The 23,238-nt window shown below is 53.3% G+C and carries 15 protein-coding genes; 6 read left to right on the plus strand and 9 right to left on the minus strand.

Going from position 1 to position 23,238, the window contains the following annotated elements; translation table 11 throughout:
- The first annotated feature begins 314 nt into the window (after window positions 1-314).
- The gene (locus tag J7399_RS20100; protein WP_209089558.1) at window positions 315-1,118 is read left to right on the plus strand and encodes an inositol monophosphatase family protein; all 804 of its coding nucleotides are present in this window, start codon (window positions 315-317) and stop codon (window positions 1,116-1,118) included.
- A gap of 422 nt (window positions 1,119-1,540) precedes the next feature.
- Here J7399_RS20100 and J7399_RS20105 read toward each other — a convergent pair whose 3' ends face one another.
- The 5 genes from J7399_RS20105 to J7399_RS20125 all read right to left on the minus strand — a co-directional run bounded on the left by J7399_RS20105 (window position 1,541) and on the right by J7399_RS20125 (window position 10,735).
- Window positions 1,541-3,346 (minus strand): hypothetical protein, encoded by a 1,806-nt coding sequence (locus J7399_RS20105; protein WP_209089564.1) that lies wholly within the window; start codon window positions 3,344-3,346, stop codon window positions 1,541-1,543.
- A 235-nt stretch (window positions 3,347-3,581) separates the two neighbouring features.
- Window positions 3,582-4,487 (minus strand): MurR/RpiR family transcriptional regulator, encoded by a 906-nt coding sequence (locus tag J7399_RS20110; RefSeq protein ID WP_209089567.1) that lies wholly within the window; start codon window positions 4,485-4,487, stop codon window positions 3,582-3,584.
- 447 nt (window positions 4,488-4,934) lie between these two features.
- Entirely contained in the window at window positions 4,935-6,887 is a 1,953-nt protein-coding gene (locus J7399_RS20115) for an ATP-binding protein (RefSeq protein ID WP_209089592.1), read from the minus strand.
- Between the two features lie 179 nt (window positions 6,888-7,066).
- Window positions 7,067-9,433 carry an EAL domain-containing protein gene (locus J7399_RS20120; RefSeq protein WP_209089595.1) on the minus strand — a complete coding sequence of 789 codons (2,367 nt, stop codon included), beginning with the start codon at window positions 9,431-9,433 and terminating at the stop codon, window positions 7,067-7,069.
- A gap of 381 nt (window positions 9,434-9,814) precedes the next feature.
- Window positions 9,815-10,735 (minus strand): LysR family transcriptional regulator, encoded by a 921-nt coding sequence (locus J7399_RS20125; RefSeq protein WP_209089598.1) that lies wholly within the window; start codon window positions 10,733-10,735, stop codon window positions 9,815-9,817.
- A gap of 102 nt (window positions 10,736-10,837) precedes the next feature.
- Between J7399_RS20125 and J7399_RS20130 the strand changes: the two genes are divergently transcribed.
- From J7399_RS20130 to J7399_RS20150, 5 genes are all read left to right on the plus strand, one after another.
- On the plus strand, window positions 10,838-12,331 hold the full coding sequence (locus tag J7399_RS20130; RefSeq protein WP_209089735.1) for a CoA-acylating methylmalonate-semialdehyde dehydrogenase: 1,494 nt from the start codon (window positions 10,838-10,840) through the stop codon (window positions 12,329-12,331).
- A gap of 26 nt (window positions 12,332-12,357) precedes the next feature.
- Window positions 12,358-13,635 carry a CoA transferase gene (locus J7399_RS20135; protein ID WP_209089601.1) on the plus strand — a complete coding sequence of 426 codons (1,278 nt, stop codon included), beginning with the start codon at window positions 12,358-12,360 and terminating at the stop codon, window positions 13,633-13,635.
- Between the two features lie 98 nt (window positions 13,636-13,733).
- On the plus strand, window positions 13,734-14,507 hold the full coding sequence (locus tag J7399_RS20140; RefSeq protein WP_209066017.1) for an enoyl-CoA hydratase-related protein: 774 nt from the start codon (window positions 13,734-13,736) through the stop codon (window positions 14,505-14,507).
- A gap of 5 nt (window positions 14,508-14,512) precedes the next feature.
- Window positions 14,513-15,496: an enoyl-CoA hydratase/isomerase family protein gene (locus J7399_RS20145; RefSeq protein WP_209089604.1), complete on the plus strand. Its 984-nt coding sequence runs from the start codon at window positions 14,513-14,515 to the stop codon at window positions 15,494-15,496.
- Window positions 15,497-15,538: 42 nt separating this feature from the next.
- On the plus strand, window positions 15,539-17,137 hold the full coding sequence (locus J7399_RS20150) for a GMC family oxidoreductase (RefSeq protein ID WP_209089607.1): 1,599 nt from the start codon (window positions 15,539-15,541) through the stop codon (window positions 17,135-17,137).
- A gap of 285 nt (window positions 17,138-17,422) precedes the next feature.
- On the opposite strand, the gene J7399_RS20155 is transcribed toward J7399_RS20150, so the two are convergent.
- The 4 genes from J7399_RS20155 to J7399_RS20170 all read right to left on the minus strand — a co-directional run bounded on the left by J7399_RS20155 (window position 17,423) and on the right by J7399_RS20170 (window position 23,235).
- Window positions 17,423-18,871: an NAD-dependent succinate-semialdehyde dehydrogenase gene (locus J7399_RS20155; RefSeq protein WP_209089610.1), complete on the minus strand. Its 1,449-nt coding sequence runs from the start codon at window positions 18,869-18,871 to the stop codon at window positions 17,423-17,425.
- 80 nt (window positions 18,872-18,951) lie between these two features.
- Window positions 18,952-20,622 carry a BCCT family transporter gene (locus J7399_RS20160; RefSeq protein ID WP_209089612.1) on the minus strand — a complete coding sequence of 557 codons (1,671 nt, stop codon included), beginning with the start codon at window positions 20,620-20,622 and terminating at the stop codon, window positions 18,952-18,954.
- An 88-nt stretch (window positions 20,623-20,710) separates the two neighbouring features.
- The gene (locus J7399_RS20165) at window positions 20,711-22,174 is read right to left on the minus strand and encodes an aldehyde dehydrogenase (RefSeq protein WP_209089614.1); all 1,464 of its coding nucleotides are present in this window, start codon (window positions 22,172-22,174) and stop codon (window positions 20,711-20,713) included.
- Window positions 22,175-22,197: 23 nt separating this feature from the next.
- The gene (locus tag J7399_RS20170; RefSeq protein ID WP_209089616.1) at window positions 22,198-23,235 is read right to left on the minus strand and encodes an LLM class flavin-dependent oxidoreductase; all 1,038 of its coding nucleotides are present in this window, start codon (window positions 23,233-23,235) and stop codon (window positions 22,198-22,200) included.
- Window positions 23,236-23,238: the final 3 nt, after the last annotated feature.

The following is a 23,238-nucleotide window of genomic DNA, read 5'->3' on the forward strand; positions in this document are numbered from 1 at the left end:
CCGCAAAGCACCTCAACCTGCCGTAACTTCGTGACAATCTCTTCAGGCTTGTGTCGCTTGATTCCCATATCTGATCCTCCGTTTCCTAACTATACGGGCGGACCACTTCAGTGGGGGAGGATCAGTCGGATGTGACGACATCGAGCAAGCAGGTTGGGGAGCATATCAGCTTTCAACAATGCGCCAAAACGCGGAAGAACAGGTGCTTGCAGCAGTCGCGCAGATGCGAGAGCGCATCGAAAACCCCGATGCCAAGATTCAAACCTATACACAAAAACTTACGCCAATTTTCAGGCAAACTACATTGAACGCTCATGACTAACACCTACGAAACTAGGCTCGCCTTCGCAAAAGATATTGCCTGGGAAGCCGGCTCTTTGGCCCAGAAACTCTATCAAGAAAGAGACGCAGGATTTGTGGCGGTCAAGGGGCTTCAGGACTTTGTGACGTTGGCCGACCGTCGAGTTGAAGAGCTCATTCGCAGCGAAATTGCAGTCCACTTTCCGAACGATGCTGTCCTTGGAGAAGAAGACGGCTTCTCCGGGAACAGCGAATGCGTGTGGGTGGTGGATCCGATCGATGGCACCGCAAACTACATGCGCGGTTTACCAGATTGGGCGGTGTCCATTGCATGCTGTTTTGGGGATGAGATCAGGCTTGGAGTGATTTACGCTCCGAAGCGTGATGAAATGTGCTGGGCTGAGGCTGGAAAGGGGTGCTTTCGCAATGTTGCACCCGCCAATGTCTCCGATTGCACGCGCCGCGATGAAGCGCTCATTTTGCTCGGCCGTTCGGGACGTGCGTCATTGCAAGACTACCTCAATCTTGTGGAGCGTATCGTTGAGTCGGGGATGGAGTACCGAAGGAATGGCTCTGCAGCGGTAAGCCTCATGGATTTAGCAATTGGGCGGGCCGAAGGCTTCCACGAAAGTCACTTGAATGCGTGGGATGCCTTGGCTGGTGTTCTACTTGTGCGAGAGGCGGGCGGCAATGTGTCATGCGCCCAAGTCCCAACGTTTTTGGAGCGGGGTGGGAAAGTTCTCGCCGCCGCACCGCAATTTGAAGCCCGCCTGGCAAACGTGGTGGCCAGCGAATCTAACTTAGCGCGAAGCAGATGAAAGGGTTTCAGATTGGTCAAAAATAAAGCGCAGTGGATCCGGAAAGTCTGTTTGCGCTACGAGCCGTCGCCTTAGAACACACACCGAGCTGGTAAGCGCGGGTCTGCCTTGGAAAATTCGGGAAACAAGTCGGTAGCATTGGAAATTTCGGAGGCGGTGCATTGCATGGAGTTGTTGCGTTAACGATCACTCGATTGGCGATGACACGATCTGGAATAATGTGCCATCGATGAGTTCATCGTACGACACAACCGATACTGCGCTTTAATGTCTAAACTTCTCAATCGCTCGCGACCCTAAGGCAAACGCCGGAAACTGAAAGAAGCAGTACGCCACGCCTGCAGCGCACTACAGCATTGCGAACAAATCGGCCTTTGAGGCCTCCAGCCCAGCCCGCATCATCACAGCCCTAAGTCGTCGTGCTAGAAAGTCCGCCGCCAGTCAAAGCTCAGTGCGGTTCTGCCCTCAGTCGACCGACGCAGCTCGGAGCGGAGTTGGCCGATCGTGAGGCCAACCATGGCCTCTCCTTCGACCCACGAGCGGCCTCTGGTTTCGCTGGTGAAGCCGTCGACGCGAATATCCGTGCTATTGTTGTTAACGGATCCAACATTGAAGCCGTAGTCGAGGATCATGCCGTTTTTCAGCTCTGTTGCTTTCACAAACTCAGCGGAGACATAGTGCGCGACAGAAGAGCCGAAACTCTGGATCGTCGAGGTAAATGCATAGTCCTGAGACGCTTGCACAATCGCTGCGTAGCGAAGCGAAATGGTCTCCCCGAAGTTGAGCTTGTTGTGAAACCGCAGAGCCGGGGAGATATAACCAGCCAGATAGTTCTCTTCTGCGCTGTCCAAACCTGTGGCTGCAACGGTGGTGTCATTGATGGTACGCTCAGAATTCAGATGCATCACACCGAAATCAAGGCTCCAGCCGATCCCGGATGCGTTTGTCTGAGCGATGCCCGCGATCACACCGTAGCCGGTGCTGTCAAAACCAACGTCTGCGTCGCTTTCGATATCCGACGCCGTGACGCCCAGATAGTAGTCCAAACCATTGCTCAGTTGGCCACCTTGCTGAACGCCAACACCGTTTCCGCGGAAATCGTGGTAGAATTCTGTTGCGGAACCGTCGGTATGATAGCCAAAGGCGCTAAACCATTTCCCATTGTCAGCGGTACTTTCGGAGCTGGTGCTGCCGCGCCCAGCGGACACCCCTCCATGCTGCAATCCTTCCAGCAGACCCACCAGATTTCGGGTGGTCGCATTTTTCAGGCTCAGATCGACAACATTCAGATAGTCACCGTCGATCACGTAAACACCGTTTTCCACGTCAATCGAGGCCAGATCACCCGGTTGGTTTCCGGGGGTGCTTACGAAGCCTGTGCTGGAGAACCCGCCAAATTGGTAGCGGCCAGACACCCCTGTGCCGAAGTGGAAATGCGCCTCTTCGATCCTTCCATTAAAATAGGTGGAGCCGCTGATCACCGATCCATCATGAAAATAGATGTCTGACCGACCATCGTTTACCAATTCGAGCGCGACACCGCCTCCCAGCGCCAAAATCCTGCCCGAGTTGTGTAGTGTCAGCCCATCCGCAGCATCAACCACTTCGATGAGACCCTGATTGTTTGTAGGTGTGCCCACGCGGGTAAGCGTGCCGCTGTTGACCACAGCAACTTCATCGAAATCTCGCAGATATATAGCCGCATCGACGGCACCGTTTGTGAGCGTTCCGGCGTTATAGACATAGGCTGAGCTGCCAGCGCTGTTGTCGCCGTCCAAGTCCAGGACGTGCCGCGCAGAAGAGGTCTCATCGTTGAGAATGGTGCCAAAGTTGCGCACGACAACCGAGGGGCTATTAAACACATCGATGGGGTAGGTCCGGGCGGAGATTGTGCCGTAGTTTGTGATATCGACAGAGTCGTCGTTCTGGACATCGATCGCATCTGCATTGCTTCTGATCGTGCCGTGGTTGACGATTGTGATGGTGATGTCGTCCCCATTGGGATCAACGGCGTTCACGTCGCTGGAGACCAGCCCTCGGTTAATAATGATGTTATTGTCACCAGTCGTGACAATCGCTGAACTTCCGGCGGTCACAATGGAAGCCCCATCATCGACTGTAAGAGTGTCATCGCCATCAATGGTATTACCGCCATTGGTGACGGTGGTTGACCCGGTGACGGTAAACTCGTCTGCAAACCCTGGAAAGGCCACTCCGGAGAGAGCCATTGACATTACACTTGCCGCAATACGCATTCTGTTCCCCATGTTGTGCCCCTAGAGGCACATTTAAATTTCCAATCACACGCCGGGAATGGTGGCTAATAGTCTCTTTGTTCAGTAGATCGACCAAAGCAACGCCTGCCACGACACCCAACATGCCATCGATTTTCCCTTCTATTTCAACAGCATCCAGAGGCGGCCCACCGCATCCGACCGGCTCATCAGCGTTCCGATGGAGGCCTCAGACAAACTGGTCGAGATCGCCATGAATTTCCTCAAGTTGTGTTAAACGCTTTCGTCCCTGCGCCCCCGCACGATCCAAGACAGACATGCTAAAAAAATGCAGAAGCGACATGACTCCTTGGTAGCGATCCAACACCTCCCGACCGCGCACATCACAGCGGTGCGTCCATGTCGGTGAGCCAGTGGCGCGAGAGGTTGGATCCGTAATCAGAAAACTGCGCACCTTATTGCGCTCCGACCAGTTTAGAACGGTGTCAATAAGGGGCGTGCGCCGGCGCAATCCCATCACGACCAGCAGATCCTTTTTTCCAATGTCGGCCAAAGACTCCCCAAGTGTCTCACCCGCCTTTGGTAGCAAGTGCACGTCTGGCCTTGCCTGAATCAACTGCCAGCGAAAGTAGCCCGCTAGGAATTGATTGCTGCGGTAACCAATGATCCAAACTTTGGGCGCTTGGATCAAAGCGTCGCTGATCTCAGTTGCATCCTTTTCCGTCAGGTCACCAAATGCATCGTGTATGCAGCCTATGTCCTGATCAATTTGGCTGCGCAACCGGCTTGCGAAATCCCCATCTTCATCTTGCCGCCGTGCCAGTGAGACGGGCGATCCCCACGCCTGAGAATCACGCACGTCACGCCGGGCACTTTCGTAATTTTCATACCCAAGGCGCTGAATCAAACGCGTGATCGCCGCTTTGGAACCGCCAGCGCGTTCCGCCAATTCGGTTGCTGAGTAGGTTGCGATATCACTTGGGGTATCCAGAATAATATCAGCAATCTTCTGTTCGCTGCCTGGAAGCTCTGAGTATTTTTCGCGCAAGCGTTTTAGAAAGCTAAGCTTTTTACTTTGTTGTGTTTTTTGCGTGCCACGCTCTGGGGGCTGCGATGTGTCTTTTGAACTTACCAACGGCATCCTCCTTCATTTTGGCGCGCTCATGCAAAATCATGACAGGAACGACCAATGGCTAAGCGGCTTCGCTCCGATCTGCCTAGATCTGAAACATGAATTTCACTCTAACCGCAAGGCTGAAATTTTTAGATCGATCACTTTATCAAACGGCCGTCGCCGTTTTGAAGGAATGCGCTGAAATGATGCACATCCGCCGAAGTGGTTTGAACTAATAGTTGTGGTTAGGAAGCTGAGGATCGATGATGGACATCATGCGCCTCTAGCCTGATTGCTACCGTCGATTTTGTTGAGATCATGCCAGAAGCCGACGTGGATAGCATTGGCGGCTTGACGGTGTCTGGGTTGGTGGCCGCCACCATGGGGATCATCGCCTGGCAGCAAATCTGAGGTCTTGGAATGCATTTGGAATGCTCATTTGCCAAACTTGAATGGGTCTCACCCCTCTCAGGCCAGCCAGCGCGAAATTACCGAGATTAAGTGCTTTTTACGCAGAGGCTTACCAATAAAGTCGGACATACCCGCGTTGAGGCACAAGTCCCTATCACTGTCTTGGACATTGGCGGTGAGAGCGATGATTGGACATGGTTCCAGGCCGTTTTGCTGTTCTCTGGCTCGAATATGCGATGTTGCTTCTAACCCGTCCATTTCGGGCATCGAAACATCCATCAGTATGAGATCAAACACAGTTGTTTCGACAGCTTCTAGGGCGTCTTTGCCTGTGGACACAAACACCAATTTTGCTTGGGTCCGCTGCAGCATCTTTCGAAGCATCATTTGGTTTGTCTGATTGTCTTCTGCAATCAATATCTTTTGATCTTCGAAACAAACATGATCCGTCTTCTGATCGTCGAAAGAAACCATCTCTGGACCGGATCGTGCCTTCACTGATTTCTCTGAGGCTGGGATTGGCAGCTCCAACGAAAATATTGAACCCCGACCTAACTGCGATGACACCCTGATTTGCCCATCCATCAGCTTCACTAGACGTTGTGTGATTGCAAGGCCCAACCCTGTTCCCTCAAACGAGCGCGTTGCCTTATTGTCCACCTGCTCGAAGGCAGAGAAGATTGTATCGATACGATCGGGCGGGATGCCGACACCTGTATCTTTCACCTGAACATTCAAGCGATTGCCAGAAAGGTCGGCGTTTAACGAAAGCGTCACAGAACCTGCATCTGTGAACTTGATGGCATTGCCCACCAGATTCATAAGTATCTGCCGCATACGCCCTTCATCGCCATAGAATTCCGTCGGTGCATCTTTGGAATAGACCACCGATAGCGCGAGATCTTTTTGCCGAGCAATTGGCGTCAAGAGGTGCGCCACATCGTGCACGACATCGTAGAGACTAAACGGATGGCGCTTAATTGTGAACTTTCCCGCTTCCATCTTAGAAAAATCTAAAATGCTGTTGATAATGGAAAGCAGTGCGTTCGCAGAGGTCGCTATAGTACTCGTATACTGCTTCTGCTCCTCGGTGAGATCTGTTTCGCCTAAGAGATCACACATCCCAACAACGCCCGTCATCGGTGTGCGAATTTCATGGCTGACATTCGCCAAAAATGCAGATTTAGCATTATTCGCAGACTCCGCGACTTCTTTCATCTCCCTGAGCATTTCTTTTCTGTCGCGTTGATGTTTGGCGTCATTGCGCGCGGTAACCAGATTTATTTGAAGCTTCAGCAGCAAACTTCCCATCAGAGACACGGTTAAGAAAATCGCAACACCGACCATAAAAGCTTCGTTGCGCAAAGCAGAGAAAGCCGTTTTTGTGGGCGCATCTACTACAAACGCTCCCATCAGATCTCCAACCTCCCAAGCGGGTTCGAGCGATTGGATCCTGTTGTGACAGCTCACGCAATTTTGTTGAGTGGCGAAGATCGGTTTGATGATGCGCAAACTAAGTGCGCCGTCTTTCTTGTGGTATTCTGACCATGTCTCAATCGTCGGATCTGCGGCTAACATCGACATCGTCGCTTCGGCGTGAGCATCGGGAGACACACCAATCTCTCTACCTTGTCGCCCCACGGCGATGGCAACTGAGCCATCCTCTTCCGATTGCAATTCGCTAAACAAATGTAGCGCTTCGGCGCGAAGCTTTTGTGGGGACGGCATTTCTGGAGCGCCTTGCGTGTCTAGATGGTTCGCATAGCTCTCAAAGAACGCGGCTGTAACTTTCCAAATCGCCGCCTTTTCCTCTTCTTTCCGCTGCTTGAAGCTCTCTTGACCGTTTTGATAGCTCAACGCTCCGACAACAACGCTGACAATAAGAGAGAGTCCGATCAACAAAACAAAAGGTAGAGACCTATTTTGGTTGTTGTAGGATTGGGCAAAATTCTTCCAAATAGTGATCTTTTTTCTCACGCCCAGCTGGACACCGGCAAACGCTAGATCCATCAACCCACAGCCTTTTGATAATAGCACCCTTAGTTTTATTTAAGTACGCAAGTTAATGTTACGAAATGCTTAACAGACGCGATAGGCTGGAAGATCCAATAGCAAGATCGCGTCTAGAACAGACGTATCAACATTCGGCTAGATGTCTCTTCGAGGAAGCCAGTTAAACTGGCCATCTACTAAGAGGCCAATTTCCCACAGATTGGAAAAGAACGAAGAAACTTCAAGAGATCGCCTTCGCTGAGTGGCTTTGCAAAAAGGTAGCCTTGCAAGACATCACAGCCCATTTCCCCCAGCAATTGAGCTTGTTTTTGTGTTTCCACGCCCTCAGCTGTAACGCCGATGCCAAGTACTTTGCCGATCTCGACTATGGACTTCACCAGTTGGAGACGCTCGTCGTGATCAGCAATAGGAGCAACGAGTTCTCGGTCGATTTTCATTCTGCTCGGGGCGACTCGGGTCAAAGCAACGACCGAAGCACGCCCGCTGCCAAAGTCGTCAATCTGGACATCAAAACCCGCACTCCGAATTTTGTCTATGTTCCACATCGCTGGACCTGTTTCTTCGTCAAGGAAAATAGACTCAAGAATTTCGAAACTAATCGAACTGTCGCATGCTGGCAGGTTTGATATAGAGGCGACAAACTCCTCCTCCATCAATCGCGAGAAACTCAAGTTCGTGCTTAAATGCGGCACAGAATACCCCAACTCCTGGCATCGGTTAACGATATCGATGGACCCTTCCAGAATGCTGCGGTCAATTTGCGCCACTACGTCAAGATCCTCCGCAATTGAAAGAAACTCGGAGGGTGGCAAAACTCCCAATTCAGGATGTTTCCAGCGGGCAAGAGCTTCTACCCCATAGAGCTGCCCGTCGCTAAAAGATATTTGAGGTTGTAAGTAGGGAATAAACTCATTTCCGGCCTCAATTGCGCGCAAAATATCGTCGGAACGATGTTTGTAGGCGATCACTTGGGCATGAATTTCGGGAGAGAATAGTTGCACACGTCCCCGACCGTCTTCCTTTGCACGATAGAGCGCTAAGTCAGCGTCAACCAACAATGCCTTAGGATCGGCTTCAGGGAGCGACTGAACGGCGATCCCTACGCTCGCGCCAAAGCGGCATGGGCGCCCTTCGAAGGCGACCGGCAGAGAACAGGCTTCTATCAAGCCATACGCAGCATTTTGAAGCGCAATTTCGTTGCCGCTTTCAATGATAAGGGCTGCTGTGAATTCGTCTCCGCCGACACGCGCACAAAAGGCTTCATCGGGGAAAGAAGAAGTAATCAATTTCGCGACATGGCGTAGTACAAAGTCACCCCCTGCATGCCCCATGGTATCATTGATCTGCTTGAAACGATCCAAATCAATATGGATTGCAGCGATACTATAAAGTTCAGCTGCCGCGTGCTCTTCGATCATTTGGTCGATCGCATTTGCAAGAGATCTGCGATTGCCCAAGCCGGTCAAATCATCTTCGTTTGCGCGTTTGCTGATCAGAGAATTGGCGGTTTGAAGGGCGTGTGTTCGTTCTTGAACCCGCCGTTTTAGCGAGACTGATTGAATTAATTGCTGATAGGTAGCGAAGCCCACCAAAGCCGAGATAAGCAGCCCGACCAGCGCAATTGCCCACGACACCTGGACCGCGAGAGAATTGGTCGCGTTTGGCTTAGGTGCAAGTAAAATCCGCCAGACATGCCCACCGACCTCCACGTCACGTGTAATTACGTCTGACGCAGATGAGATAAGCAATTCGTCGCTCGAGGAATCTGAGTAATCGATTGCTTCTAAACGACTGCTTGCGAGCACTGTTTGAGCACCTAGGACGGGTGAAGCGTTGGTATCAGAGCCCAGATCATGTACCTCAAAATCGACTCCCTTTAAGTCGATGTCGCTCAAGGCATTTAGCATGAAGCTGTCTGTTGCAAGAACCGCTACAATCAAGCCAACGGTTTCTTTTCGGCGCGCACCTGAATCGACTGGGATTATCTCCGTAGCATAGATTGGAAAAGCAAAGAACACACCGGGCACGCCCGTTAGAAGAACGATCCGGTCGCCAACCCCCGCGCGGCCAGTGTCTTGGGCAAAATGGATCGCGGCAATCCGCTCTGGACTAAAAGAAAGATCAGCACCGATAGCCTTGCTGCTTGTATCAGGATAAACGCCGATGAGAGGAAAGCTCGGACTGGGCGTAGAGGCATCCTTAAACCCACCATTCATCACCAACCCGATGTTTTTGATCGCAGGTGAACTCGCAAGAATGTTCCCTTTTTCCAAGTAAGAGTAGAGCTGTTCTTTGAGCACGCTGCCCTCCACACTTCCGCCCAGACTCAATGCAGAGGCGCTGGCTTCTATTGTCGCCACCGTAATGTCGAGTTCTCGAGAGATTTGTGCGGCCAAACTATCGGCCCGTGCATCAAATTCAGCAAAAACGGTTTCTGAATTTTGGCGATACGTAAAAAACGCCATCCACACCGAGATAAAGAGTGCGAGCAGAAACAACCCAGTGGCAATCAAAGCCGGTCTCAAAGCAACATGGTACATCATATCGCTTTTGTCTTTGAAACACGGAAATATTGGGTAAAGGATCTGGCCGGTCGCCGGCTCGGAAACAGCCGATATTTAGTAAAACTGCACTCATATTTTTGAAGCTTAGAAAATTGGGCTGCCAGATACATTGCCCCCCAAAAAGAACGTATACTATCGAGACAATCGCTACCGGTAGCAGAAAACAAAAACCGTCAGTCTACAATTGTTGAAGGTGGCCAGCCGTACATAGTTTTTTCGCTAACTGAAGTTTTTTGACCGCGCGTCACTAAAATCCGACCTGATACGACCAGACATGGTTCCGAAACGCCGTGCTATATCGGCTAAACGGTTTCAACAGTCTGTCTATGCAAGTCGGAGCACTTGAACAATGAGAGGATACTAAATCCAAGCAGATTCTAGTGCATCGAATGCCGCAAGGATATTGGGATCGGATTTATTGGAGGCGAGAGTTACAAATCGAAGTGATGTATCGACTTTGGCCGTGTCAGAAATGACCAACCCGCGAGATTGCATTTCCTCCAATGCGATCGACTCTCTACAGAGACTGAGGCCGATACCGGAGCGCACCATGGCAAGCATGGAGGGTTCCTGATCCACCAAACACACCGGGTCCGGCGCCTCCTCCTTGTTTGGGTAGATACGTTTTAGCAATCGGTTGTGTACAGAGTTTTCGGGCGTGCCTATCCAAGGCATAGCTGCCAATTCATGCCATGATTTCCCTGCTATACGCTTGCCCCAACCCGCAGGGGCGATAACCCGATATGTGAATCTGGTTAGTTCACGTTGAAAGAAGAGAGAGTCAGCACCATCCCCTACTACTTCGGGTTCAAAGCCATCTAGGTCTCCCAGAAAGAAGCCAATATCAATTTGGCCATCAATCAGGCGATGTACGACATCGCCGCTGATACCATGCAGCAATTTCGTCCGTAGATCTGGATATCCATCAACGAGAGCAGCCAAAAAGGCCCCAAGCCGAATAAAGTCGGGATCCACAATTGTCCCGAGCCTAAGTGTGCCCCGGACATTCCCGTTAATGCGCCGCGCAGTTTGCCCAAACTCATCAAGGGCAGCTTGGACCTTTTCTGCTTTGGCGACGAGCGTTTCCCCATCACGTGTCAGTTCAACACCTTTGGAAGTACGCACAAACAGGTTCAGCCCTGTGTCCTGTGCCAACCTTTTGAGTTGAAGGCTCACAGCGGGCTGGGTGAGATGCAAACGTTTTGCCGCGCGGGATATATTGCCCTCTTGGGCAACCGCGACAAAAGCGTTCAGGATGCGAATATCAGATATGGGCCTCATATTAATGCTATTTATAATATGAGACTCGATTAGTCATTGGATTTATGGGGGACAGTTCACCGATGCTGGCCGGAAAGCCAAGGAGGAGGCACCCCTATGACGATGAGCGAAATCGGCCATTACATCAATGGCGCGGTGTATACCGGCGCACGCGTTAACACCCAAGATGTATTTAACCCTGCTACCGGTGCGTTGACTGGCACGGTCGACCTTGCCTCTGCTGCCGATGTGGATAAAGCCGTTGCCACAGCAAAAGCGGCGTTCCCTACATGGTCGAATGTCCCGCCAATCCGCAGGGCGCGGTTGATGAATAAGTTCCTGCAATTGTTAAATGAACGTAAGGAAGAGCTCGCTCACGCGATCACCGCTGAGCACGGAAAAGTGTTCACCGACGCCTGTGGCGAAGTTGAGCGCGGGATCGACATTGTTGAGTTTGCTTGCGGTATCCCGCAGCTGTTGAAAGGTGATTTTACGGATCAGGTTTCCACCGGAATCGATAACTGGACCCTGCGACAGCCACTGGGTGTTGTGGCAGGAGTAACGCCGTTCAACTTTCCGGTAATGGTCCCGATGTGGATGTTCCCCGTTGCGATCGCTGCGGGCAACACCTTTGTTCTCAAACCATCACCAACCGATCCAACGCCGTCTTTGCTATATGCAGAACTTATGAAGGAAGCAGGCTTCCCTGATGGCGTGTTCAACGTTGTGCAGGGCGACAAAGTTGCGGTGGATGCACTTCTTGAACATGAGGATGTAAAAGCTGTCTCGTTTGTGGGGTCCACCCCGATTGCGAATTACATCTACGAAGTGGGCGCGCGCCACGGCAAGCGTGTTCAGGCACTTGGGGGCGCGAAGAACCACATGCTGGTGATGCCAGATGCCGATCTGGACAAAGCGGTAGATGCGCTTATGGGCGCGGCCTACGGTTCTGCTGGGGAGCGCTGCATGGCCATTTCCGTTGCGACTTTGGTTGGCGATGTGGCTGACAAAATTGTTCCTATGATCAAAGAGCGTTTGAAAGACCTCAAGGTCAAGAATGGCGTTGAGCTCGACGCAGAGATGGGTCCAATCGTCACCAAAGCAGCGCAGGAACGCATCACGGGCTATATCGCCAAAGGTGTCGAAGAAGGTGCCGATCTGGTCGTAGATGGCCGTGGCTACACCGTTGAAGGTCACGAAGGAGGATACTGGCTAGGTGGCACTCTGTTTGACAATGTGACCCCGGAGATGACGATCTACAAAGAAGAGATCTTTGGCCCCGTCCTTTCCTGTGTCCGCGTCGACAGCTTCGCCGAAGGTGTCCAGCTGATCAACGACCACGAATATGGCAACGGCGTTTCGATCTTCACCCGCGACGGCAACGCCGCACGCGAGTTTGGTCGACAAATTCAGGTTGGCATGGTCGGCGTCAACGTTCCGATCCCAGTTCCAATGGCATGGCACGGCTTTGGCGGCTGGAAAAAGAGCCTCTTTGGCGACATGCACGCCTACGGCGAAGAAGGTGTGCGCTTCTACACCAAACAAAAGTCGATCATGCAGCGTTGGCCTGAAAGCATCTCCAAAGGTGCAGAATTTACAATGCCGGTCGCTAAGTAATCCAGCCGTAAATAGGAGGGAGAACCATGCAAAAACCCGAAGACGAAAAACTGGAGGGAGGGCCTCTCTCCGGCATTACGGTCCTTGATTTCTCACGCGTTCTGGCGGGGCCATACTGCACCATGGTGCTGGCCGATCTGGGCGCGCGGGTTATTAAAGTGGAAAAATTTGGGACAGGCGACGACACGCGCGCCTTCCCACCCTTTGTGGATGCAGAAAGCGCATACTTTATGTGCTTTAATCGGCGCAAAGAAAGCATCGTATTAGATGTCAAATCCCCTCGAGATCGCGAGCTGCTGGAGCGGCTGCTGGACACCTCGGATGTTCTGGTGGAGAACTTTCGTCCAGGTGTTATGGATCGGCTGGGATACGGCGCTGAACGTCTGGCAAAAACCCATCCTCACTTGATTTATGCCTCCATTTCCGGGTTCGGGCATTCCGGCCCGATGACTGATCTGCCGGGATATGACATGGTTGTGCAGGCGATGGGCGGGGTCATGAGCTTGACGGGCTGGCCCGGAGAGCAGCCCGCACGTGTCGGTACCAGCTTTGGAGACCTAGGTGCAGCGCTGTTTGGGGTTATCGGTATTTTATCAGCGCTCTACAAACGCACAAAAAACGCGCAGGGTGAGCGGGTCGATATCGGAATGCTCGATTGCCAGGCCGCACTCATGGAAACTGCGCTCGCACGTTATGATGTCGAAGGCATTGTTCCAACCCGTACAGGGGATTGTCACCCATCACTTGCCCCCTTTGAGACATTCCAGGCAGAGGATGAGCGTTTTGTGATTGCGGCAGGCAATGACCAACTTTTCCTGCTGATGGCAGACGCGTTGAACGCGCCTGAACTGGCTTTGGATCCTGATTTCGCCAGCAACGATCTGCGCGTTCGAAATCGGCCCAAGATGGGTAAGGCGATTGATGCGGTAACGTCTCAAAAGCCTGTTCAGCATTGGTTGGACGCGCTCAATGAAGCGGGTGTGCCCTGCGGTCCAATCAATACGATCGATAGATTGCTCGACCACCCGCAACTGCTGTCTCGTAGCATGATTGTGCAGGTTGAGGGACAGGGCAAGAAGCCATTCCGGACAGCTGGCAATCCGATCAAATTGTCCGCCTACAAGGAAATTGACCCCAATACGCCGCTTGCGGCACCGGGCCTAAATGAACATCGCGAGGCCATACTAGCAGAGAAGATGGCAGATTTCGAAGCCTATGATCATAACGTTTCAGCGCAGGCGAAGCAAGAAACCGAAGCGCCCGCGGAGGGCACGATCTGGACCGATTTTGGTCTGAAGAGCTGAAATAAGATTTCGGGAGGAACCCCATGACCAACAGCAAAGCCAAATCCAAGGGCGCAACCGAACAGAGTGCCGAAGCCAAATCTAGCGAGACGCCTCGCGTGGCCCTTGAAGAAATCATCGTTGAGCGCCGCGAAAGCGTCGGCTTGATCACACTCAATCGCCCCAAGAGCTTGAACGCTTTGAACCTGCAGTTGGCTGCTGAGGTGATGCAAACTCTGAAAGAATTCGACAAGGATGACCGCATCGGCGCCATTGTAATCACTGGCAGCCCGCGTGCATTCGCGGCAGGCGCCGATATCGAAGAAATGGCGGAAAAGCACTTGGTCGATTTGCTGGCCAGCGACATCTTTGCTGACTGGGACCAGATGCGGTTTATTAAGAAGCCGGTGATCGCAGCTGTAAGTGGCTTTGCCCTTGGTGGCGGTTTTGAACTTGCCTTGATGTGCGACTTTATCATCGCAAGCACCGACGCTCAATTTGGTCTACCTGAAATCAGGCTGGGCATCTTGCCAGGTATCGGTGGATCTCAGCGACTGACCAAATCGATTGGCAAGGCTCTGGCGATGGATCTGATCCTGACCGGCCGGACAATTGGCGCTGCTGAAGCCAAGGAATCCGGCATCGTGGCCCGTGTTGTGCCTGGCGAGGACCTCCTGCAAACCGCATTGGAAGCTGCGCATCAGATTTCGGGACATAATGCGCCTGCCGTGACCATGGCCAAGGAAGCGGTGAACCACGCTCTGGAAACCGGTCTGACACCTGGCGTCCTGCATGAGCGTCGACTGTTCCAAGCTGCATTCGCCACTGATGGTCAAAAAGAAGGCATGGCGGCCTTTATCGCAAAGCGGGCACCGGTGTTCCGCAATCGCTGAACCCGATGGGAGATTTCGAAGTGTCACAAGTAAACGTCAAAAAGCAGGGACGCGCAGGCATTATCAGCCTAAACCGCCCTGAAGCGATGAACGCTCTGACACTCGAAATGATCCGTCTGATAGACAAGGCTCTGACACAGTTTCAGGATGATCCAGATATTTTCTGTGTCATCCTGACCTCCTGTACAGAGCGCGCGTTTTGCGCAGGGGGCGATATGCGGCGCATTCGCCAACTTGTGTTGGCGGGGGCCTTCGATGAGGCTGAGCAATTCTTCAAAGAAGAATACGCGCTGATTGAACGGATTTCGGAGTATTCGAAACCCTATATTTCGTTGATAGATGGGGTGTGTATGGGCGGAGGCATGGGCCTGAGCGTCCATGGCAACTATCGCATAGCCACCGAACGTGCATTGTTTGCGATGCCTGAAACCATGATTGGGTTCTTCCCTGATGTTGGGGGCAGCCATTTTCTTTCCCGGATGCCCAACCAATCAGGTATTTGGATGGGGTTGACCGGCGCCTCTGTCCGGGGGTTTGATGCGCATGGGCTTGGGATTTCGACCCATTTGACGGTCGCAGAATCCCTACCCAGATTGCTCGAAGAACTGAGCTATGGCGTACGGGATATTGAGAATATTCTTTCTGAGCTATGCGCAACGTTAGGATATCAGCCCAGCGTATTGATGCTGTCAGACACGACGATGTGTTTCGATCAGCCAACGCTATGTACAATTTTTGATTGTCTTGAGCGCTATCAGACCAAACCAAAAGAGCGCGCTCTGTCGGCTTTGAAACAAGCCTCCCCACGCAGCCTTCAGGAGACGCTGACGCTTGTGAGAAACGGGAGGGAACGATCGCTCTCTGAATGTCTTGAACATGAGTTTGAAGCCATGCAACGGGCGTTGCGCCACCCAGATTTGGTCGAGGGAATTCGCGCCGTATTGGTCGACAAGGATCACAGTCCGAGTTGGCATTCGCGCGGGAAGTAACACTTGGGTCGGCGCGGCCAAAAGCAACGCGAAAGGAAGAACATGTCCACGAACTCAGAAGAATACGATTATGTGATCGTGGGTGGTGGTTCAGCGGGATGCGTTCTGGCCAATCGTCTGTCTGAGAACCCGCGAAACAAAGTTCTGCTTTTAGAAGCGGGTGGCAAAGACAACTACATCTGGATCCATATCCCGGTCGGTTACCTTTATTGCATGGGTAATCCACGCACGGATTGGGGGTTTCAAACGACCAAACAGCCGGGTCTGAATGGTCGCGCGCTTGCGTATCCTCGCGGCCGAGTGCTTGGAGGCTGCTCCTCGATCAACGGAATGATCTATATGCGTGGCCAAGCGCAAGATTACGACACTTGGCGGCAGATGGGCAACGCTGGCTGGGGCTGGAATGATGTGTTGCCGTTTTTCAAAAAATCAGAGGATTACCATGCCGGCGCCGATGATATGCATGATGCTGGTGGAGAGTGGCGCGTCGAAAATCAACGCTTGAGTTGGAAAATTCTAGATGCCTACCGTGATGCGGCTGAAGAAGCAGGCATTGCCAAAGTCGAAGATTTCAATCGGGGTGATAATGAGGGCTCAGCCTACTTCAAAGTCAATCAGCGTGGGGGCTTGCGATGGAATACGTCCAAAGGTTTTTTGCGCCCAGCTCTGAAACGCGGGAACCTCAGGGTCGTCACGGATGCGCAGGCCCGGCGGGTTTTGTTTAACGGGAAGCGCGCTGTCGGAGTAGAGGCCGATGTGAACGGACAGATCACGCGCTTTGTGGCAAAGGGTGAAGTGGTTCTGTCGGCCGGTGCGATAGGCTCCCCTCAATTGCTTGAATTGTCAGGGGTCGGGAATCCAGACTACCTCAAAGCTCAGGGAATAGAAGTACTTCACCGGAACAATAGCGTCGGCGAAAACTTGCAGGACCACCTACAGATCCGTTGCGCATTTCGTGTTGAGGGTGTCAAAACCCTTAATCAGCGTGCGGGATCGTTCCTCGGACGTATGGGGATTGGCCTGGAATATCTCTTGAGACGTTCGGGGCCGATGTCGATGGCTCCCAGCCAGCTTGGTATATTTGCAAAATCTAGTCCAGAAGTCGGCACAGCGGATTTAGAATTTCATGTTCAGCCCTTGTCTCTTGAGAAATTCGGAGATCCTTTGCATGCCTTCCCGGCCTTTACCGCAAGCGTCGTACCGCTTCGTCCATCAAGCCGTGGGACAGTGCATATCAGTTCGCCAGACCACAAAGTTCAGCCAACGATCGATCCGAACTACCTTTCCACCGAATTTGACAAGCAAGTGGCGGTGCGCGCAATCCGCTTGGCACGGCAGATAGCTGGGCAAGATGCAATGAAGAAATACAATCCTGCGGAGATCAAACCCGGCGCGGCCTACCAGTCAGACGAAGATCTGGCCAAGGTAGCGGGCGATATTGGAACAACAATTTTCCATCCGACCGGCACTTGCCGAATGGGGCCGGACGACAAGGCTGTGGTCGATCCTGAACTGCGCGTGAAGGGGATAGCAGGTTTGCGGGTTGTCGATGCATCTGTCATGCCGACAATCACCTCGGGCAACACCAACTCTCCAACAATTATGATTGCGGAGAAGGCAGCTAGCCTCATAGCTGGGTAGAGAACTTCGGCCTAAGGGGCCTGGTGGCATTGTTAGGTTATTGTCTTTGACGAATTAGACAGAAACCTGAAACGTAGAGCTCGCATTTAAATTCAGTCAAAAGCGGGAATTTTTCGACCGCCACCCCCTTCGAAACAGCTGCAGTCTTACAATTCACCACGTGGTCTCAAAGGGGGCAGGCGCCAGATCAATTACCCTGTCATTGCTTAGAAACGTCAAATGGCCGCATGACAACAAGACAAATCTGCTTGCTGCTGGATCGAGCGACCATTTGGCGATACCGTTTTATACACTCAAGCAGCAGTATTTTAGTTCAAGGTAATCCTCGATCCCATATTTTGAGCCTTCGCGGCCTGAGCCACTTTCCTTGACACCACCAAACGGCGCCACCTCGGTCGATATCAGGCCGGTGTTGACACCGACCATGCCGTATTCCAGCCCCTCCATCATTTGCCAGACCTGAGACAGTTTCTGCGTATAGACATAGGATGCCAGACCGAACTCGGTATCGTTGGCCATGGACAGAACCTCTTCTGCAGTCGAGAAACGAAAGACCGGTGCCAGCGGACCAAAGGTCTCTTCGCGCGCAACCGCCATGTCCTGCGTGATACCGGAAATCACAGTAGGCTGGAAATAGGTACCTCCCAATGCGTGATCCGCACCGCCAAGGGTAACGGTGGCACCTTTGGCGGTGGCATCGGCAATATGTTGGCGTACCTTGGCGACGGCGTTTTCAGAGATCAGCGGCCCGATTGCAGTACCCTCAGCAAAACCATCCCCTACAGGCAAAGCAGAAACCGCAGTCGTCAGTTTTTTAACAAAGGCATCGTACAGGCCGTCCTGCACATAAATCCGGTTGGTACAGACACAAGTCTGTCCGGCGTTGCGGAATTTAGATAGGATTGCGCCTTCAATAGCGGCTTCCAGATCGGCATCGTCGAACACGATAAATGGCGCGTTGCCGCCCAGCTCTAAAGACAGTTTCTTGAGCTGTTCCGCGCCCTGCTGCATCAGGATTTTGCCCACGCGAGTTGATCCGGTAAAGCTGATCTTGCGCATCAGTGGGTGTGCGCAAAAGGCCTTGCCCACGCCAACACTGTCGGTCGAAGGTAGCACCGACAGAACGCCCGCGGGAATGCCCGCTTCTTCGCCCAGCTTGGCCATGGCCAGCGCGGACAACGGTGTTTCTGAAGCGGGGCGTACGACCATGGCACAACCGGCCGCCAGGGCCGGAGCGGCCTTGCGGGTGATCATTGCGTTGGGAAAATTCCAAGGCGTGATCGCGCCAACCACTCCGACGGGCTGTTTTAGCACGAGAATACGCTTGTCGCGCTGATGGCCAGGGATGGTATCCCCGTAGACCCGCTTGGCCTCCTCTGAGAACCACTCAATGAAGGACGCACCATAAATAATTTCGCCCTTGGCTTCGGCCAGTGGTTTGCCCATTTCTGCGGTCAGGATCGTGGCAAGATCATCGGCGTGATCCACCATTAACTCATACCAGCGGCGCAATATGGCAGCGCGTTCCTTACCAGTACGCGCAGCCCAATTGACCTGCGCGTGTCTGGCAGCGACGATTGCTGCATCCACATCCGCTACGGTGCAATCGGACACGTTGGCGAGAGTTTCGTGTGTCGAAGGGTTGGTCACAGAAAAGCGGTTTTCAGTCTGATACCAGCCTCCATCCAGATAGGCGTCTTCGATCAGCAGGTCGGAGCGGTTGAGGGGAAGCATGGTTTCTCTCCTTCGGTTGTATCAATCGGCAAGGAAAACGGGCAGAGCTATCCCCGCCCGTTTTGAAGATTTGTGTCGGATCAGGCGTGCAGGTCTCCATCCAGCGCCGTACCATCCGGCGCGGCTGCGGCAGCGGCATCAACCGCAGAGGGATCTTCCATCAGCGACTTGATCACCCCCCATGCCATCATCACCACCAGAACCGAAATCGGCAACGCAGCGGCAATGGCTGCGGTTTGCAGGGCAGACAGACCTCCGGCAATCAGCAACACAGCAGCAACAAGACCTTGGGCCAGACCCCAGATGATCCGGTGCTGTTTTGGCGGATGGGCATTGCCCATCGACAGGATCGTGGTGACAACCAATGTGCCACTGTCCGAGCTGGTAATGAACCAAGTGGCCAGCAGGAAGGTGGTCAACGCCGAAATGATCCACGCCAGTGTTCCGCCGTCGGTCAGTCGATCAATCGTGCCAAACAGAGTGCCACCAAGGTTCCAGTTGTTGACCATGTCGATCAGACCAGCTGTGCCAACACCGCCCTCCGCATTCAGCTCCATGAACAGCGCGTTGCCGCCAAAGATCGATATCCAAATGAACGCCATTGTGGTCGGGACCAGCATCGCGCCGAACATAAACTCGCGGATGGTTCGGCCCTTCGAGATACGGGCGATGAACATACCTACAAAGGGCGCCCAGCTCAGCCACCAACCCCAGTAGAAGATGGTCCAGCCACCCTGCCATTTGACATCGCCGGCGTCTGTTGCGGTCCAGAAGCCCATAGACAGGAACTTGGTCGCGTAGTCACCCACAGAGTTCAGGAAAAACCCGGCAAGCCATTGCGACGGCCCTGCGACGAAGAAGAACAAGATCAAAAGGATGGTCAGAACGATGTTCCACTCCGACAGGATCTTAATGCCCTTGCCGATACCGGACACAGCCGACAGCGTCGCAATGACCGAGATCACCAGCACCAGCACAACTTGCGTCGCAGTTCCCGGATCAACTCCAAACAGCACGTTCATCCCCTGAGCCATCTGCGTCACGCCGAGACCCATAGAGGTTGCGATTCCAAAGACTGTTCCGAACACGGCCAACAGGTCAACCGCGTGCCCAGCGGGACCATAAATCCGCTCGCCCAAAATGGGGTACAGTGCCGAACGGAAGGTAAGCGGCAGTTTTTTTCGGAATGCAAAATACCCCAGCGCCAAACCGGTCAGAGTGTAAATTGCCCAGCCATGCAGACCCCAGTGAAAATTGGTAACACGCACTGCATCCACCGCCCGCGCCATGTCCATTTCGGCATGACCTGCCATGTCCGCAAACGGGTTATTGGGGTAGCCCCAACCCGCAGAGTTGTCGAAGTAGAACAGCGGTTCTGCCACACCAAAGAACATGATGCCGATGGACACTGAGGCCGAGAATAACATCGCGAACCATGCAAAGTTCGAGAACTCTGGCTTGGCGTCATCATCACCCAAACGAATTGATCCGAAGCGGCTAAACATCAGGTAGAGACAGGCGAAAAGTATCACGATAACTGAACTGATATAGTACCAGCTTAGCGCCCCTTCGACCCATGACCGGACGCCGCCATAAATTTGGCCGGCAAAGTCCACGTTAAGAATAGTAAAGACCACAAAGGCTGCAACCATCGCCTTGGAGGCAATGCTCATGCCATTATGTAGGCCTTTGAAGAACCCTTTGTCCGAGACCAAATGGCCTTGGTTATTGGGTATTGGCTCCTGTGCCATGTCGCGTTTCCTCCCTTTGGATGGACAGGATGAGGCAGCCCACTGACACATATGCGGCAGGCTGCGAAAAATCGAATTGTCGGATGGATCAGCGCATCACGAAGGGATCCGGGATCGGATCGTCGGATGTACGCAACCAGACAGATTTGATCTTGGTGTATTCCAGCGCGGCCTCAATGCCTCCTTCACGCCCGTGTCCGGACAGGCCATGCCCTCCGAAAGGCGCAATCGGGCTGACTGCGCGATAGGTGTTGACCCAGACAATACCTGACCGGATAGCCCGGATCATCCGATGGGCGCGAGTCAGGTTCTGGGTAAACAGACCGGATGCCAGACCAAAGCGCGTATTATTGGCGATCTCGATGGCCTCTGCCTCATCCTTGAAGCTGACAACCGACAGAACTGGACCAAAGAATTCATTGGTCAGACTGTCCGCCTCACGCGCATCGTCACAATCAAGGATCGTTGGCGGGAAATAGAAACCTTCACGATCCAGCACATCACCTCCCGTAACCACCTTGGCCCCCTGCCCGACCGAACGCGCGATCAGATCGAGCGCCATGTCGCGCTGACGTTTTGTACAAAGCGGCCCTACTTCGGTGGCCACGTCATCCGGTGCACCAATCACCACGGCCTCAGCCTTTTCCTTTAGCCGGGCCAGGAACGCGTCCTTGATGCTTTCTTGGACCACCAGCCGTGATCCGGCAACGCAACTTTGACCAGTGGCGGCAAAAATACCCGAGACCTGAGCATTTACAGCGCTTTCAAGATCAGCGTCCTCGAACACAATGAACGGTGATTTTCCGCCCAACTCCAAAGAGGTCGAGGCAAGATTCTCAGCCGAGTTACGCACAATGTGACGCGCCGTGTCCGGTCCGCCGGTAAAGGCGACATGCGCCACCTTTTGATGGCTGGTCAGGGTTGCGCCCACATCGGGTCCGCCAGTGATAACGCTCAGTACACCCTTGGGGAAACTCGCCTGATCAAAGATGCGCGCGAACTCCAGCATTGGCGCAGGGCCCTCTTCGGAGGCTTTCAGGACAACGGTACACCCCGCCGCCAAAGCGGGACCGATCTTGACCGCTGACAAGAACAGTTGCGAATTCCACGGCACCACAGCGGCAACCACACCCACCGGCTCGCGACGCAGCCACACCTCCATGTCGGGTTTGTCTATGGGCAGGTGCGCGCCTTCTATCTTATCTGCCAGACCAGCGTAGTACCGATAATACTCCGCCACATAGGCGATCTGTGCGCTGGTCTCGCGGATTATCTTTCCGGTGTCGCGGGTTTCCAGCTCCGCCAGACGTGGTGCTGCCTCGGCGATCAAATCCGCCAACCGCGTGAGCAATTTGCCCCGCGCGGTAGCTGTCATGTCCGCCCATTCGGCAGAGAAGAACGCAGCCTCAGCCGCATCAACGGCGCGGTTCACATCTTCGGGCGTGGCCGCAGGCATCTTGGCCCAAACCTTGCCAGTAGCCGGGTCGAGGCTTTCGAACTGAGCCGAGCCATCTTCGAACGCGCCGCCGATATAGTGCTGAAATTGCTGCATTCTTCTTATCCTTTCAGGGCGCTTTACCGAAACGCTGGCATTACGTCGTTGATGAACCGTTCAAGCGACGCCTTCTTGCGCTCAAAGGTCATCGAGCTGTCGATCCAGAACGAATATTCGTCATAGCCCAGCTTTTCATAGCCTTTCAGCCGTTCAATGACCTTGTCCGATGTGCCGATAACCAAATCGCGCTCTATCGCTTCTGGCGAATAGATCGGATGTGCCGCGATTTCAGCATCGCTCAGAGGCTCGATCAAACCCTGCGCAATGTCACGCTTGTTCATAAACCACGCGCCAAAGTAGCAGTAGAAGCGATTCAGCTCGACCGCGCCCAGTTTGGCATCTTCGTCGCTGTCGGCCACATAGGTGTGCTGCAGAAGCATGATCTTGGGGCGAGGTTGGTCCGAATGTTTCTCGCAGGCCGCATTGAACTTGCCCATCAGGTCAGCAATCTCTCCATCTCCATTCCACAGCGGTGTCACCTGCACATTACAGCCATTGGCCACAGCGAACTCATGGCTGTTGGGATCACGCGCGGCAACCCAGATCGGCGGGCCGTCCTGCTGCAACGGCTGCGGAGCTGAAGTGGTCTTCGGAAATTGGTGGAACTCGCCCTGATGTTCGTAATCGCCTTTCCAAAGTGCCTGAACAGCGGGTACCAGTTCGCGCATGCGTTGACCGGCCTCCCAGGCGTCCATACCCGGCATCATCCGTTCGTATTCAAAAGAGTACGCACCACGCGCGATGCCCAGCTCCAGGCGACCATCGACGATAATGTCGGTCATCGCTGCCTCGCCAGCCAAGCGGATCGGATGCCAGAACGGGGCAATCACAGTGCCGGTGCCAAGGCGTACGTTTTTCGTATGACGCGCCACATCTACCAGATTGAGCATCGGGTTGGGAGCGATGGTAAAGTTCATACCGTGATGCTCGCCCGTCCAGACAGCATGCATACCGCCCTGATCGGCGATTTTGCACAACTCAATGAACTCGTCATACAGCTGCTTCTGATCCTGATCAGGAGAAATGCGCTCCATGTGCACAAAAAGCGAAAACTTCATTGG

This window comes from Shimia sp. R9_1, assembly GCF_017743775.1.
In the GTDB taxonomy this organism is placed as follows: Bacteria; Pseudomonadota; Alphaproteobacteria; order Rhodobacterales; family Rhodobacteraceae; genus Shimia.

Bases quoted from the DNA above. Each gene is read 5' to 3' on its own strand.
- J7399_RS20100 (WP_209089558.1), top strand. From the start codon at position 315: ATGACTAACACCTACGAAACTAGGCTCGCCTTCGCAAAAGATATTGCC.
- J7399_RS20105 (WP_209089564.1), bottom strand. From the start codon at position 3,346: ATGGCTCTCTCCGGAGTGGCCTTTCCAGGGTTTGCAGACGAGTTTACC.
- J7399_RS20115 (WP_209089592.1), bottom strand. From the start codon at position 6,887: ATGGATCTAGCGTTTGCCGGTGTCCAGCTGGGCGTGAGAAAAAAGATC.
- J7399_RS20120 (WP_209089595.1), bottom strand. From the start codon at position 9,433: ATGATGTACCATGTTGCTTTGAGACCGGCTTTGATTGCCACTGGGTTG.
- J7399_RS20125 (WP_209089598.1), bottom strand. From the start codon at position 10,735: ATGAGGCCCATATCTGATATTCGCATCCTGAACGCTTTTGTCGCGGTT.
- J7399_RS20130 (WP_209089735.1), top strand. From the start codon at position 10,838: ATGAGCGAAATCGGCCATTACATCAATGGCGCGGTGTATACCGGCGCA.
- J7399_RS20135 (WP_209089601.1), top strand. From the start codon at position 12,358: ATGCAAAAACCCGAAGACGAAAAACTGGAGGGAGGGCCTCTCTCCGGC.
- J7399_RS20145 (WP_209089604.1), top strand. From the start codon at position 14,513: ATGGGAGATTTCGAAGTGTCACAAGTAAACGTCAAAAAGCAGGGACGC.
- J7399_RS20150 (WP_209089607.1), top strand. From the start codon at position 15,539: ATGTCCACGAACTCAGAAGAATACGATTATGTGATCGTGGGTGGTGGT.
- J7399_RS20155 (WP_209089610.1), bottom strand. From the start codon at position 18,871: ATGCTTCCCCTCAACCGCTCCGACCTGCTGATCGAAGACGCCTATCTG.
- J7399_RS20160 (WP_209089612.1), bottom strand. From the start codon at position 20,622: ATGGCACAGGAGCCAATACCCAATAACCAAGGCCATTTGGTCTCGGAC.
- J7399_RS20165 (WP_209089614.1), bottom strand. From the start codon at position 22,174: ATGCAGCAATTTCAGCACTATATCGGCGGCGCGTTCGAAGATGGCTCG.
- J7399_RS20170 (WP_209089616.1), bottom strand. From the start codon at position 23,235: ATGAAGTTTTCGCTTTTTGTGCACATGGAGCGCATTTCTCCTGATCAG.